Here is an 11,562-nt window from a genome sequence, read left to right as displayed (position 1 = left end):
CCACTTCTATGAACCAGTGGTTCAAATGATGTCAATGTTATCTTGATACCAATTATCCAATCCGCTTAGTGCGGCATCGCGAAACGGGACAGGAGGATTGGATGGCAACCGGATCGGCCAGGAATGGACCAGCGCGGGTTATCGGCTTCGGGGAAGTGCTCACCCGGCTCGCGACGCGGGGGCGGGTCCAGCTGCCCCAGGCGCACGCGCTCGACCTCCATATCGGCGGGGCGGAAGCCAATGTCGTCGCCGCGCTGGCTGCGCTCGGGCACCGCGCGGCGCTGGTCTCGGCGATCCCGCCCGGCGGCCTGGGCGACGGCGCCTGGCGCGCGCTCGCGGCCGCGGGCGTGGACCTGGCTCCCAGCTTCCGCGCGCCCGGCCGCCAGGGGCTGTACTTTCTCAGCCCCGGCGGATCGCTGCGCCCTTCCGAGATCCTCTACGACCGCGCCGGCAGCGCCTTCGCGATGCATGACTGGCCTGCGTTCGACTGGTCCGCGGCCTTCGCGGGCGCCGAATGGCTCCACGTCTCGGGCATCACTCCGGCGCTCGGCTCCGATCTCGCCACCGCCACCGGCGCGGCGATGGCCGCCGCGCGGGCCGCCGGCATGCGCGTGTCGTTCGACGGCAACTACCGCGCCAGCCTGTGGGAGCGCTGGGACGGCGATCCGCGCGCCATCCTGACCGGCCTGGTCCGCCGGGCCGATCTGTTCTTCGCCAATCACCGCGACATGGCGCTGCTGCTCGACCATCCCTTTTCGGGCGATGGCGCGCCGCGCCGGCGCGAAGCCGCGCTGGCCGGGTTCGCCGCCTTTCCGAACCTGCGATGGATCGCGTCCACTGCCCGCCGGGTCGAGACCAGCGACTGCCACGGCCTCGCCGCGCGTATCGACACGCCCGATGCCGGCTTCCAGACAGAAGAAGTTGCGATGCCCGGCATCGTCGACCGGATCGGCGGCGGCGACGCTTTCGCGGCGGGCGTGCTGCACGGGCTGATCGAGGGCGTTTCTGCGTCCCGCGCCGCCGAGCTGGGCCTGGCGCTGGCCTGCCTCAAGCACAGCGTCCCCGGCGACATGGCGCTGTTCTCCCGCGCCCAGGTGGAAGGCTTTTCGGGCGAGGGCGCGGACGTGCGGCGCTGACTTCGCTTCGGAGGCTAGAACCACCGCCAGATCGGGTTCGCCGGATCGGCCAGCAGCTTCACGGTCAGCGCCGCCGAGAGCAGCACGAGCAGCGGCCGCACACCGCGCCCGCCATAGCGGATCGCCAGCCGCGCGCCGATCTGGTTGCCGGCCATGTTCGCCAGCGCCATCGCGATGCCGAGCCCCCAGAGCAGCTTGCCGCCCGCGATCATCGCGAGCAGCCCGGCGAGATTGGTCGAGAGGTTGAGGAACTTGGTGTTGCCGATCGCGCGGACCAGCCCCAGCCCCGCCAGCGCAACCAGCACGGTGGTGAAGAACGAGCCCGTGCCCGGCCCGAAGAACCCGTCATAGAAGCCGATGCCGGTGACGATCAGCGTGAGCCCCACCGGCCCGATCCGGGCGTGGCGATCGGCCTCGCTCATCCGCGGCGCCAGCAGGAAATAAAGCCCCATCAGGATCAGCAGCACGGGCACGAAGGCCGTGAGGAACGAGGGGTTCATGAACTGCAGCGTCGTCGCCCCCGCCGCCGCGCCGGCAAAGGCGCCGCAGGCGGGCAAGGCGAAGCGGCGGAAGTCGACATGGCCGGCCCGGGCATAGGTGAGCAGCGCCGATCCGGTGCCGCAGGCGCTGGCGAGCTTGTTGGTGGCGATCGCCGAGACGGGCGGGATGCCCGCCGCCATCAGCGCGGGCAGCGAGATCAGCCCGCCGCCGCCCGCCATCGCGTCGATCGTGCCGGCGAGCAGCGCCATGGTGACGAGGAAGGCGAGGATGTCGGGCGTGAGGTGCATGGCCAGCCCGATAGGACAGGCTCGTCCGGCGAAAAAGAGGGGCGCGGCCGAGGGAGTCGGACCGCGCCCCAGGGACGGAGCCGGTCAGGGCAGCAGCTGGCTGCTCAATTCGGGAACCGCGACGGCCAGGTCATAGGCGACGATCTTGGCCATCGCCTTGGCACCGACCTCGCCGAGATGGGTGTAGTCGAACTTCTCGACGATCCGGCCGCGCGGGCCAGTCCTGGGCAAGGTCGATGCCGGCGGCGCCTCGGGCGCGGGGCGCGGGCGCAGCGTGGTGCCGGCCCGCGCGGCCGCCACTTCCTCGGCAAGCGGATCGGCCATCGCCAGCTTCATCGATTCGACCGCGCCGAGCTGCTCGACCGCCCTGGCGCTGTCGCGGTTGAGCTCGACCACCGGCACCTTGTTCTCGAGCGCGACCTTCCGGATCGCATCGGCCCAGGCGGCCAGCGTGTTGTCGAGCCGGCCGTTCCGGAACTCGCGACGCGAAAGCGGGGTAACCAGCACCGGCACCGCCCCCGCGGCACGCACGTCGAGCACCATCTGCCTGAGGTTCGCCGGGAAGTCGGTGTTCAGGTCGGTCCAGCGCTCGGCCTTGGTCGACTGGTCGTTATGCGCGAACTGGATGAGGACATATTTCCGCGCATAGCCCGCCGCCCGGGCCTCACCCATCGCGATGTCCCATGAGCCCTCGGCCCGGTAGCTGCGGGTCGAACGGCCGCCGCGGCCCAGGTTGAGGCAGGCGACGTTCGACTTGACGTGATAGGCGCAGAACACGGACGCCCAGCCGCTGCCGGGCGCCATGGTGGAATCGCCGACCAGGATGATCTTGTAGGCGGTGATCGGCGGCGCATCGACGCGCTTCTCCCGCTTCTCGAGCGAAGGCTGGGCCTCCAGGGCCTGGGCGAAGGCCGCCCCCGGCAGTGCCGCCAGCGCGGCCAGCGTGATCATCGTCCTCAACATGTCATGCCCTCCCCGTCGCGGCCGCCCCCTCGATCACGAGAAGGCCAGGCCGCCATTGATGTCCATGTTGACGCCCGTCAGGAACGACGAGTCGCCCGAGGCGAGGAAGACCACCGCCGACGCCACTTCGTCCGCATGCCCCTCGCGCCGCAGCGGCGTGTTGCCGGCTACGGCCTTGCGCCCCTCCGGCTTGGAGAAAATGTCGTGGAAGCTGGTGCCGATCAGCCCCGGGCACAGCGCGTTGACGCGGATGCCCCTGGGCCCCAGCTCCTTGGCCAGGCTGCGGGTAAAGGTCATCAGCGCGCCCTTGGCAGTGGCGTAGATCGAGGCACCCGGCCCGCCGCCGTCGCGGCCGGCGAGCGACGAGAGGTTCACGATCGCGCTGCCCTCGCCCAGATGCGGCAGCACCGCCTTGGTGACGAGGAAGGCCGATTTCAGGTTGAGTTCCATCACCTGGTCGAAGAACGCCTCGTCCATTTCGGCCAGGGTCTTGCGGGCGACCATGCCGCCGGCGACGTTGACCAGCACGTCGACGCGCTGGCCGAATGCGGCGGTCGTCTCGTCGACCAGCCTCGACACCTGCTCGGGCCTGGTCACATCGGCCTGGACCAGGATCGCGGTGCCGCCCGCGGCCTCGATCTCGGCCACGGTCGCCCGCGCCGCGCCCGCGTCGCTGCGATAATTCACCGCGACCCTGGCGCCTTCCGCCGCCAGCTGCAGCGAAACCGACTTGCCGATGTCACGCCCGCCGCCGGTTACGATGGCGACCTTGTCCTTCAATTTCATGCTGGGTCCTGCTTGGTCTGGGGAGGAGTTTCGACGCGCGGGACTCCGCGGCCGAGAATGAGGATGGCGAGAAGCGCGAGCGGCACGATCGCGGCGGCCAGCGCGAAGATCGGAGCGTAGCCCTTGCTGGTCATCACCGGCACGAGCCAGGTGGTGATGAGGGTGCCGGCCACCGCGGCGGTGCCGCTGATGCCGGCGAGGCTGCCCACCGCGCCGCCGGCGAAATAGTCGCCCGGCATGGTCTGGATATTGTTGATCGCCACCTGGAAGCCGAACAGGATCACCGCGATCAGCAGCACGGCCGCCAGCGGAGTCGATGCGCTCGCGGTGAGCAGCAGCGCCGGCAGCATGATCCCGCAGCCGATGGCGATGGCAAGCTTGCGCGCCGCCAGCGCACTCCAGCCCCGGGCGATCAGCACGCCGGAGAACCAGCCGCCAAGCAGGCTGCCCAGCATCGCGCCGACGAACGGCACCCAGCCGAACATGCCAATCTGCTTGACGTCGAAGCCGAAGGTCTCGGCCAGGTAGATCGGCAGCCAGGAGACGAACAGCCACCACACCGGATCGAGGAAGAAGCGGCCGAGCAGGATCGCCCAGCTCTGGCGATAGCGCAGCAGCGCGAGCATGCCCGGCGCGGGCGCTACGCTCTCGGGCGCATCGCCGGCCGCTGGGCGCGCGGCGATATGCGCGCGCTCCTCGTCGCTCAGCCAGGGATGGCGATCGGGATCGGCGCGATAGACGAACAGCCAGGGGATCAGCCAGACAAGGCCGAGCACGCCGACCAGCACGAAGGTCATCCGCCAGCCGAACCCGGCATAGAGCGCCGCGACGGCGGGCGCCGCGATGATCGCGCCGATCGCGGCGCCGGCATTGAAGATGCCCTGGGCGAAGGCGCGCTCCTGCGGCGGGAACCACAGCGCATTGGCCTTGACCGCACCCGGCCAGTTGCCCGCCTCCGACACGCCCAGGGTGACGCGCAGGCAGAGCAGCGCCCCCAGCGAGCGGACCAGCGCATGCGCGCCGATCGAGACCGACCAGACCGCAATGGCGATGACGAAGCCGATCCGCGTGCCGATCCGGTCGAGCAGCTTGCCGAACAGCGACTGGCCAAACGCATAGGCGATCATGAACATGGTCACCAGCAGGGCATAGTCCGCCTTGTCCGCCCCGATGTCCCTGGAGACGGCCGGCCACATCACCGCAAGCGCGTTGCGGTCGATATAGTTGATCACCGTCACCAGCCCGATCAGGCCGATGACGAGCCAGCGCAGGCCTTTGACCCTGGCCATCGGCTCAGTTCCCCTTGCCCGCATCGAAGCGCGCGAAATGGCCCCTCCAGTCGAGCTTGCGACCATCCACCGCCGCCGAATGTGCAGCATTGGCATCGGCCGAGAAGGCGATTGCCAGCGTGATCGCGCGGCCATCGGCGAGCCTGATCGTCACCAGATCCGCGTCGTTCGTGCGGACATGGGTAAAGCCCTTCACCCGGCTGTTGCTCGCCGTCGTCCTTTCCTCGCCCGCATCGTAATTGCCGTGCGGCTCGAGCAGGTTGACGAACTGGGCATTGGCCACCCCCGCCACGCGCTCGATCAGCAGCGGCTCCCGGCGCAGGTTGAAGCGGGGATCGTTGGCGCCGCTCTCGCCCAGGATCACGCTGGCACCGGCCGGGGCGAGCATGCGGTAGGTGTAGAAGCGATTGTCGTTGATCCAGGTGACCGCGCCATTCTCCGCGCCCGGCGTGCCGGTCGCGTCGACCCAGATGTGCTGATAGCCGTTCGCCTTGCCCAGCACCGGCCGCTCGGCGGTGTTCGACTGGAGCGGGAAGCCGATCGCGGTGATCTGCCCGGCATAATGGAGCGGCAGGTCATAGGTGGCGGGCTTGTCGCCGGTCACGTCGAGCAGGTCGACGATCATCGGGCTCTCGATGCCGGCGACCGGCAGCTGCACCAGCGTGCGGCGATAGCGCACCCCCGGATAGGCACCGGCCATCTCGGCGGTGCTGATCGTCGCCTGCGGAGTGCTTGCCCAGAAGAGCTGCCCGGGCGCGAGCTTGTCGCCGACCTTCCACTTGCCGCCGAAATTGCTGGTCTCGTTCACCACCAGCGTGTTGTGGGCGACGGTCTGCTTCGCCCAGCTCTCATTTTCCTTGAGGTAGCGCCCGCCATCCTTGCTCTCGACATTGAGGAAGCGGGCCGCGCCGTAATCGGTCACGATGGCATGGCCATTGTCGTAGAGAATGTATGACAGCTTGTCGAAATGACCGTGCCCCATGCCCATCGCGGCATTCTTGGCGACGAGCACCTGGTCGCTGTCGCCCGGGCCCGAGCGCATGATCGCCAGGCCGCCCATCTCGCCCCTGGGCCCGTCGCTCAGGAATTGCGAGACGAAGGGGAAGGGCTGGGCCTTGCCCGCCGCCAGGTCGCGCGCCACCATCAGCCCATCCGGCGTCAGCACGGTGCGGCCCTGCCATTTGGCGATCGAGAGCAGCGCCGGGTCCCTGGTCGCTTCATAGCCGATCGCCACCGACTGATAGAGCTCGTCGGTCTTCAGGCTCTTGTCCGGCATCGCGTCGTTGAACGGGAAGAAATAGCCGTCATAGGTCGTCTGGATCGAGGTGCGGATCGCCTTCAGCAGCACGCCGTCCCGGTGCTGGAAGATCTTCTGCTCGGGCTGGTTCGCCGCGATGAAGCGGGCGAACAGCACGAAGGGCAGCATCGCGTAGCGCTGGTAATAGGGTCCTTCGACATAATAGCCGTCGGGCGAGAAGAGCTGGTCGATCTGCGCCAGGAAGCCGAACTTGCCGTCGCGCTTCAGGCCCTTCAGCGCGACCTCGACGAAATCCTTGTCGCGCAGCGTGTAGCCGATCATGCCCACCGCGGCGCAGGCCCAGGTGGCATGGTTGTGGATCTGGTCGAACTCCTCGGCCTGGCCGGCCGACAGGAAGCGCGCCATCGGGCGGAACAGCTTGTCGTCGATCGTCGCGCGGTCGGCGGGGCTCAGCGAGTCCCGGATCGCGTCATAGCCCTGCACGGCATAGACCGCCCACACCGCGTCGTTGAGGCTCTGCCAGAACAGACGCCCCGGCCGCTGGTCGCTCGCCGCCGGATGATTGCCGAGCGTCGGGTAGAGCCTGGCATATTCGAGCAGCTCCGCCCTGGCGAAATCGGCATAACGCTGCTCGCCGGTGATGCGGAACAAGAGCCCGGCGCCATAGATGGCGGTGTAGTTCCTCTTGTGCTGCTCGTGCGTATAGCCGCCGCCCGGATCCTTGGGCTGGGGCACCACCACCCCCGCCTTGATCGCCTTGTCGACTTCGCGGCGGACCCGCTTCAGCTCGGCGGCGAACAGCGGATAGGCCGTGGCCTCCTTCGCCGTCGCCGCCATTTCGGGCGCGCGGAAAAGAGTCGGCTGATCGCCCGGCGCGGTCTGCGCCAGGGCAGGCGCGGCGAGCAGGGCGGCACCGGCGAGGAGGAACGCGAAACGAGTCATCAATGGCTTCCCGGAAGCGGCGAGGCCGCGGGCTTGGCGTACCAGGAGACACCCGTCTCCTCGCGCGTGAAGGGCTTGAGCGAAGGATCGGCACCCGTCTTCGCCAGTGCCGGATCGGTCGGATAGAGCAGGCCGTTGGCGGCGCGCGCGAGCGTCACCTGCCGGCGGTCCATCGCGATGGGCAGGGCGGCGGGGCCGGGCGCGGACAGGACGTTGCCGGCAAAGCCGATCCCGGCGATGTCCGCCCTGGCGACGAAGGGATCGCCGCGCTTCGCGTTGACGAACAGGTTGCCCTCGAACCGGGTCGAGACCGGCGGCAGCGACAGTTCCGCGCTCGCGCCATTGCCCAGCGTTACCGTCGCGGCGTCGATCACGCTGTTGCGCGCGATCAGCGCGTCCGCGACCTGGACATAGCGGTTGAGCGGCGAATTGGGCACGCCGTTCATCAGCGAGATCGCGCTGTACGGCCCCTCGCCCGCCAGCCCCTCGAGATAGTTGTTCCGCACGACCTGGCGACGATTGATCACGCGGACGCCGCCGGTGCGCTTCACGCCATTGCCGAAGAACATATTGTCCTCGATCACATTGCCGTGCCCGTGGCGCATCACGAACGCGCCCTGGCTCTCGACCACCATGTTGCGGCGCAGGATGTTCGCGCCGGACTTGATCGAGACGATCTCGACCTCGCCGTCGCAGCGCTCGAAATAATTGTCCTCGACGATCGTGAACGAGTCGCTCTGCGATTCCTGGCTGGTGCCGATGCGGATCGTCTCGCCGCCATTCTCCCCCAGCGGAGGCCGCGGGCCGAAATAATTATGGTCGATGCGATGATGGTTATCGAGCGGCAGGCTCGCGGCGCGGACCACGACCAGCATCGCCCCGCCATGCGCCTTGCCGACGAAGTGCGAGTGATCGACGCGGTTGTTGCGGCCATAGAGCGACACCCAGTGATCGGTCCTGGCCGCATCGGGCGGACCATAGCCGTCCACCACCACGCCGGTGAGCCGGGAATTCTCCGCCCAGCGCTTCGTCCCGTCGCGAAAGGCGATCAGCTCCTCGTCGCCGCCATGCCCATCCTTGAAGACGAGGTTCGACACGATGAGCCAGCGCCCCGCCATGCGCAGGCTCGATCGGCCGGCAAGGATCACCCTGCCCGGCGTCTCCGCGGTCAGCGTGATCGGCTTGTCCGCCTGGCCCTGGCCCGAGAAGCGCACCGCGAAATCGCGCCACTCGCCATTGGCGAGCACGATGCGGTCGCCCGGCGCCAGCGCCTTCGCGGCGGCGGCATATTCCTGTTGATTGTGGACGAGGGTGTCGCGCGCGGCTGCCGGACTGGCAGATATCGCAACCATCACCATCGACAGCGCCAAAGGTCGCAACGGATCCTCCCAACCGGCTCTGATGGCCGATATGAGTGGACTATCAGTCGAGATCGCTATGCGCAAGCCAATTTGAATACCAATTTACTGGACCAGAATTGGCATAGTGGTTCTATACCATGGCAGTCAGCCCCGAGGGCGGCCGGCGAAGAGCGGCGCGAGCGTCACCGCACCGGCGCCGATCAGGATCGCGGCGACCGCCGGCTCCAGCTCGTCCGCGAGCCAGAAATAGGCCGCCGCGCTCGCCGCCATGGCAAGGACCAACCCCGCCAGCAACGATGCCGCGCGCAGCAGCGGGCCGGCACGGCGCGGCCAGCCGTCGACGATCCGGCGAACCCGGTCCAGCGCCGCGGCGGAGAAGCCCGCGGCCTCGGCACGCATGGCCTCGCCGGCATCGATCGCCGCGCCTTCGAGCCGGTACAGGATGGCGAAGCGGCGAAGCGCCTCGAGCCGTGGGTTGGCGAGGCCGGATACCCGGCGCGAGCCGAACAGCATCGCTCCCAGCCGTTCGATCCGGCGCGGCGCGCGCAGCGAGGCACGGCCATCCGCCTGGGAAAGCTGGAGCGTGCGCAGCTCGAGCGGGCTCAGCACGACCTCGGTCGGCACGGCGCCGGCCATGCCCTCCAGCATCGCGATCCGGCTCTCGAGATATGCCATTGCAATCCTCCTGTTCGACGGAACGCTATCTAGGTGCGGCCCCCGCCCGGGATTAGCCACGCGCGCGGCATCGCAAGGTTTCCGCAAATGCGACGATTCCGGGACGGAGCGGAAGCGCACGGCCCGCAGGCCCCGGTGACGCCCAGTCGGTCCGGAAGCGGGACAAAAGAACTTGATACCTTATATCATCGCGATTACCGCGATGCAGCAAGTTTCATGGTTCGGGGAAGATTCGTCGATGTTGCGTCCGCTGCTGCTTGGTTCCGCTGCCCTGCTCGCCCTGCCCGCTTATGCCCAGACGGCTGCGGACGGCATGGTCGCCGCCGCGCCGGCGAACGACGGCGGCAGCCCGGCGGCGGCCCCGCAGGACCATGACCAGCCGGGCGCCCAGATCGTCGTCACCGGCACGCGCGCCCGCAACACCGCCGATGTGCTGGGCGGCACCACCGTCCTCGCCAAGGAAGAGCTCACGCGCGACCTGCGCCCGACGATCGGCGAGACCCTGGCCCAGCAGCCGGGCGTCTCGGCCTCGTCCTTCGGCCCCAATGCCTCGCGCCCGGTGCTGCGCGGCTTCATCGGCGCCCGCGCGCCGCTGCTCACCGACGGCATCGGCAGCATCGATGTGTCGAACACCTCGGCCGATCACGCGCCGATCATCAACCCGCTCACCGCCGATCGCATCGAAGTGCTGCGCGGGCCGACCGCGCTGATCTTCGGCCCCTCGGCGATCGGCGGCGTGGTCAACGTCATCGACAGCCGCATCCCGCGCCACATGCCCCAGGAGGCCATCCATTTCGACGGCATCGCCAGCTATGGCAGCGCCGCCGACGAGCGCTCGGCCTCGGGCGCGGCGGACGTGCCGGTGACGAGCAAGATCGTCCTCCACGCCGATGGCAGCTTCACCCAGACCGGCGACCAGCGCACCGGCGGCTATGTCCTGTCGCCCGCGCTCCGGGCCCAGGCGGCGGCGAGCGCCGATCCCGCGATCCAGGACCTGGCCGACCTCAAGGGCAGAGTGCCCAACACCGCCGCCAAGACCTGGGACGTCGCCGGCGGCGCCGCGATCATCGACGGCAACAACAATCTCGGCTTCTCGGTAAGCCATTTCGACACCTTCTACGGCGTGCCCGTCCGCTATTCGCTGGATCCGTCGATCGAGGCCGAGCAGGTGCGTCTCCATGCGCAGCAGACCCGCGTCGACATCCGCGGCGAAGTCGATACCGGCGGCGGCATCTTCAAGCAGATCCGCACCCGCCTGGCCGCGGCCGACTACAAGCATTCGGAGATCGCGGAAGACGGCGCCGTCGGCACCACCTTCTACAATCAGGGCTATGAGGGCCGGCTCGAGCTGGTCCAGGCCGCGCGCGGCGGCTGGGAAGGCATGGTCGGCGGCCAGTTCTCGCTGCGCGACATGCATGTGGTGGGCGACGAGAAGTTCCTGCCCAAGAATTCGGCGCAGCAATTCGGCCTGTTCACGCTCCAGTCGCTCGACATGGGCGCGTTCAAGGCCGAGGCCGCGGCGCGCTTCGAGCATAATATCGTCGATGCCCAGGCCGATGCCGATCTCGGCAACCCGGCCTATAATCGCAGCTTCGACAGCTTCTCCGCGTCGCTCGGCGCCAGCTATGCGGTGGCCAAGGGCATGCGCTTCGGCATCAACGTCTCGCGCGCCGAGCGGGCGCCGACGCCGGAAGAGCTGTTCGCCAACGGCCCGCATGCCGGCACCCAGGCGTTCGAGATCGGCAACCCGAACTTCGGCAGCGAGAAGAGCTGGGGCGTCGAGGCGACCTTCAAGGGCTCGGGCGACGGCTTCGCCTTCTCGACCGCGGCCTATTACAACTGGTTCACCGGCTATATCTACGACACGCCGACCGGCGCGACGCGGGACGACCTGCCGGTGTTCCAGTACAATCAGGCGAATGCCCGCTATTACGGGTTCGAGGCCGAGGGCTCGTTCCGCATCGCGACGGTGAAGGCCTTCACGATCAACGCCACCGCGCTGGCCGATTATGTCCATGCCGAGATCGTCGGCACCGGCCCGGCGCCGCGCATCCCGCCGCTTCGCGTCAATGGCGGGCTCGAGGCGACTTCGGACCGCTTCACGCTTCGCGGCGAAGTCGAGCATGTGTTCGACCAGACGCGCATCTCGGCCTTCGAGACGCCGACCGACGGCTTCACCTTCGTCAACGCCTCGATTTCTTGGAAGCCCTGGGGCGCCGGCTCGAACACCAGCCTGCAGCTATCGGCGAACAACATCTTCAACGTCGAGGCCCGGCGGGCCGCGAGCGTGCTGAAGGACTATGCGCCGCTGCCCGGCCGCGACATCCGCGTGACCGCGCGCATCCAGATCTAGTCCGGCGCCCA

General features: G+C 68.6%; 9 protein-coding genes. 2 read left to right on the top strand and 7 right to left on the bottom strand.

What is annotated here, in order from left to right:
* The first annotated feature begins 101 nt into the window (after positions 1-101).
* Complete coding sequence (locus ACIQCS_RS10390; protein WP_345849941.1) at positions 102-1,136, top strand: sugar kinase; 1,035 nt, start codon at positions 102-104, stop codon at positions 1,134-1,136.
* A 14-nt stretch (positions 1,137-1,150) separates the two neighbouring features.
* On the opposite strand, the gene ACIQCS_RS10385 is transcribed toward ACIQCS_RS10390, so the two are convergent.
* The 7 genes from ACIQCS_RS10385 to ACIQCS_RS10355 all read right to left on the bottom strand — a co-directional run bounded on the left by ACIQCS_RS10385 (position 1,151) and on the right by ACIQCS_RS10355 (position 9,198).
* Positions 1,151-1,924, bottom strand: coding sequence for a TSUP family transporter (locus tag ACIQCS_RS10385; protein ID WP_345849940.1), 774 nt, complete (start codon positions 1,922-1,924; stop codon positions 1,151-1,153).
* Positions 1,925-2,008: 84 nt separating this feature from the next.
* Positions 2,009-2,887: a rhamnogalacturonan acetylesterase gene (locus ACIQCS_RS10380; RefSeq protein WP_345849939.1), complete on the bottom strand. Its 879-nt coding sequence runs from the start codon at positions 2,885-2,887 to the stop codon at positions 2,009-2,011.
* A 33-nt stretch (positions 2,888-2,920) separates the two neighbouring features.
* The gene (locus ACIQCS_RS10375) at positions 2,921-3,673 is read right to left on the bottom strand and encodes a 3-oxoacyl-ACP reductase family protein (protein WP_345849938.1); all 753 of its coding nucleotides are present in this window, start codon (positions 3,671-3,673) and stop codon (positions 2,921-2,923) included.
* The gene (locus ACIQCS_RS10370; RefSeq protein ID WP_345849937.1) at positions 3,670-4,962 is read right to left on the bottom strand and encodes an MFS transporter; all 1,293 of its coding nucleotides are present in this window, start codon (positions 4,960-4,962) and stop codon (positions 3,670-3,672) included. The genes ACIQCS_RS10375 and ACIQCS_RS10370 overlap by 4 nt, the downstream gene beginning before the upstream one ends.
* A gap of 4 nt (positions 4,963-4,966) precedes the next feature.
* Positions 4,967-7,162 carry an alginate lyase family protein gene (locus tag ACIQCS_RS10365; RefSeq protein ID WP_345849936.1) on the bottom strand — a complete coding sequence of 732 codons (2,196 nt, stop codon included), beginning with the start codon at positions 7,160-7,162 and terminating at the stop codon, positions 4,967-4,969.
* A complete protein-coding gene (locus tag ACIQCS_RS10360) occupies positions 7,162-8,514 on the bottom strand; it encodes a polysaccharide lyase 6 family protein (RefSeq protein ID WP_401530765.1) in 1,353 nt (450 codons plus the stop codon). Before ACIQCS_RS10360 ends, ACIQCS_RS10365 begins: the two co-directional genes overlap by 1 nt.
* 153 nt (positions 8,515-8,667) lie before the next feature.
* Positions 8,668-9,198 carry a hypothetical protein gene (locus tag ACIQCS_RS10355; RefSeq protein WP_345849934.1) on the bottom strand — a complete coding sequence of 177 codons (531 nt, stop codon included), beginning with the start codon at positions 9,196-9,198 and terminating at the stop codon, positions 8,668-8,670.
* Positions 9,199-9,436: 238 nt separating this feature from the next.
* Between ACIQCS_RS10355 and ACIQCS_RS10350 the strand changes: the two genes are divergently transcribed.
* Positions 9,437-11,551, top strand: coding sequence for a TonB-dependent receptor domain-containing protein (locus ACIQCS_RS10350; RefSeq protein WP_345849933.1), 2,115 nt, complete (start codon positions 9,437-9,439; stop codon positions 11,549-11,551).
* The last annotated feature ends 11 nt before the right edge of the window (positions 11,552-11,562 follow it).

This window comes from Sphingomonas sp. NPDC092440 (assembly GCF_044754985.1).
Taxonomy (GTDB): Bacteria; Pseudomonadota; Alphaproteobacteria; order Sphingomonadales; family Sphingomonadaceae; genus Sphingomonas.
Note: the sequence above shows the minus strand (reverse complement) of the source record. Positions and strands in the feature narration are given on the sequence as shown.

Excerpts from the sequence above, each read along its gene's own strand:
- ACIQCS_RS10365 (WP_345849936.1), bottom strand. The coding sequence starts at position 7,162 with ATGACTCGTTTCGCGTTCCTCCTCGCCGGTGCCGCCCTGCTCGCCGCG.
- ACIQCS_RS10360 (WP_401530765.1), bottom strand. The coding sequence starts at position 8,514 with ATGGTTGCGATATCTGCCAGTCCGGCAGCCGCGCGCGACACCCTCGTC.
- ACIQCS_RS10350 (WP_345849933.1), top strand. The coding sequence starts at position 9,437 with ATGTTGCGTCCGCTGCTGCTTGGTTCCGCTGCCCTGCTCGCCCTGCCC.
- ACIQCS_RS10385 (WP_345849940.1), bottom strand. The coding sequence starts at position 1,924 with ATGCACCTCACGCCCGACATCCTCGCCTTCCTCGTCACCATGGCGCTG.
- ACIQCS_RS10380 (WP_345849939.1), bottom strand. The coding sequence starts at position 2,887 with ATGTTGAGGACGATGATCACGCTGGCCGCGCTGGCGGCACTGCCGGGG.
- ACIQCS_RS10390 (WP_345849941.1), top strand. The coding sequence starts at position 102 with ATGGCAACCGGATCGGCCAGGAATGGACCAGCGCGGGTTATCGGCTTC.
- ACIQCS_RS10355 (WP_345849934.1), bottom strand. The coding sequence starts at position 9,198 with ATGGCATATCTCGAGAGCCGGATCGCGATGCTGGAGGGCATGGCCGGC.
- ACIQCS_RS10375 (WP_345849938.1), bottom strand. The coding sequence starts at position 3,673 with ATGAAATTGAAGGACAAGGTCGCCATCGTAACCGGCGGCGGGCGTGAC.
- ACIQCS_RS10370 (WP_345849937.1), bottom strand. The coding sequence starts at position 4,962 with ATGGCCAGGGTCAAAGGCCTGCGCTGGCTCGTCATCGGCCTGATCGGG.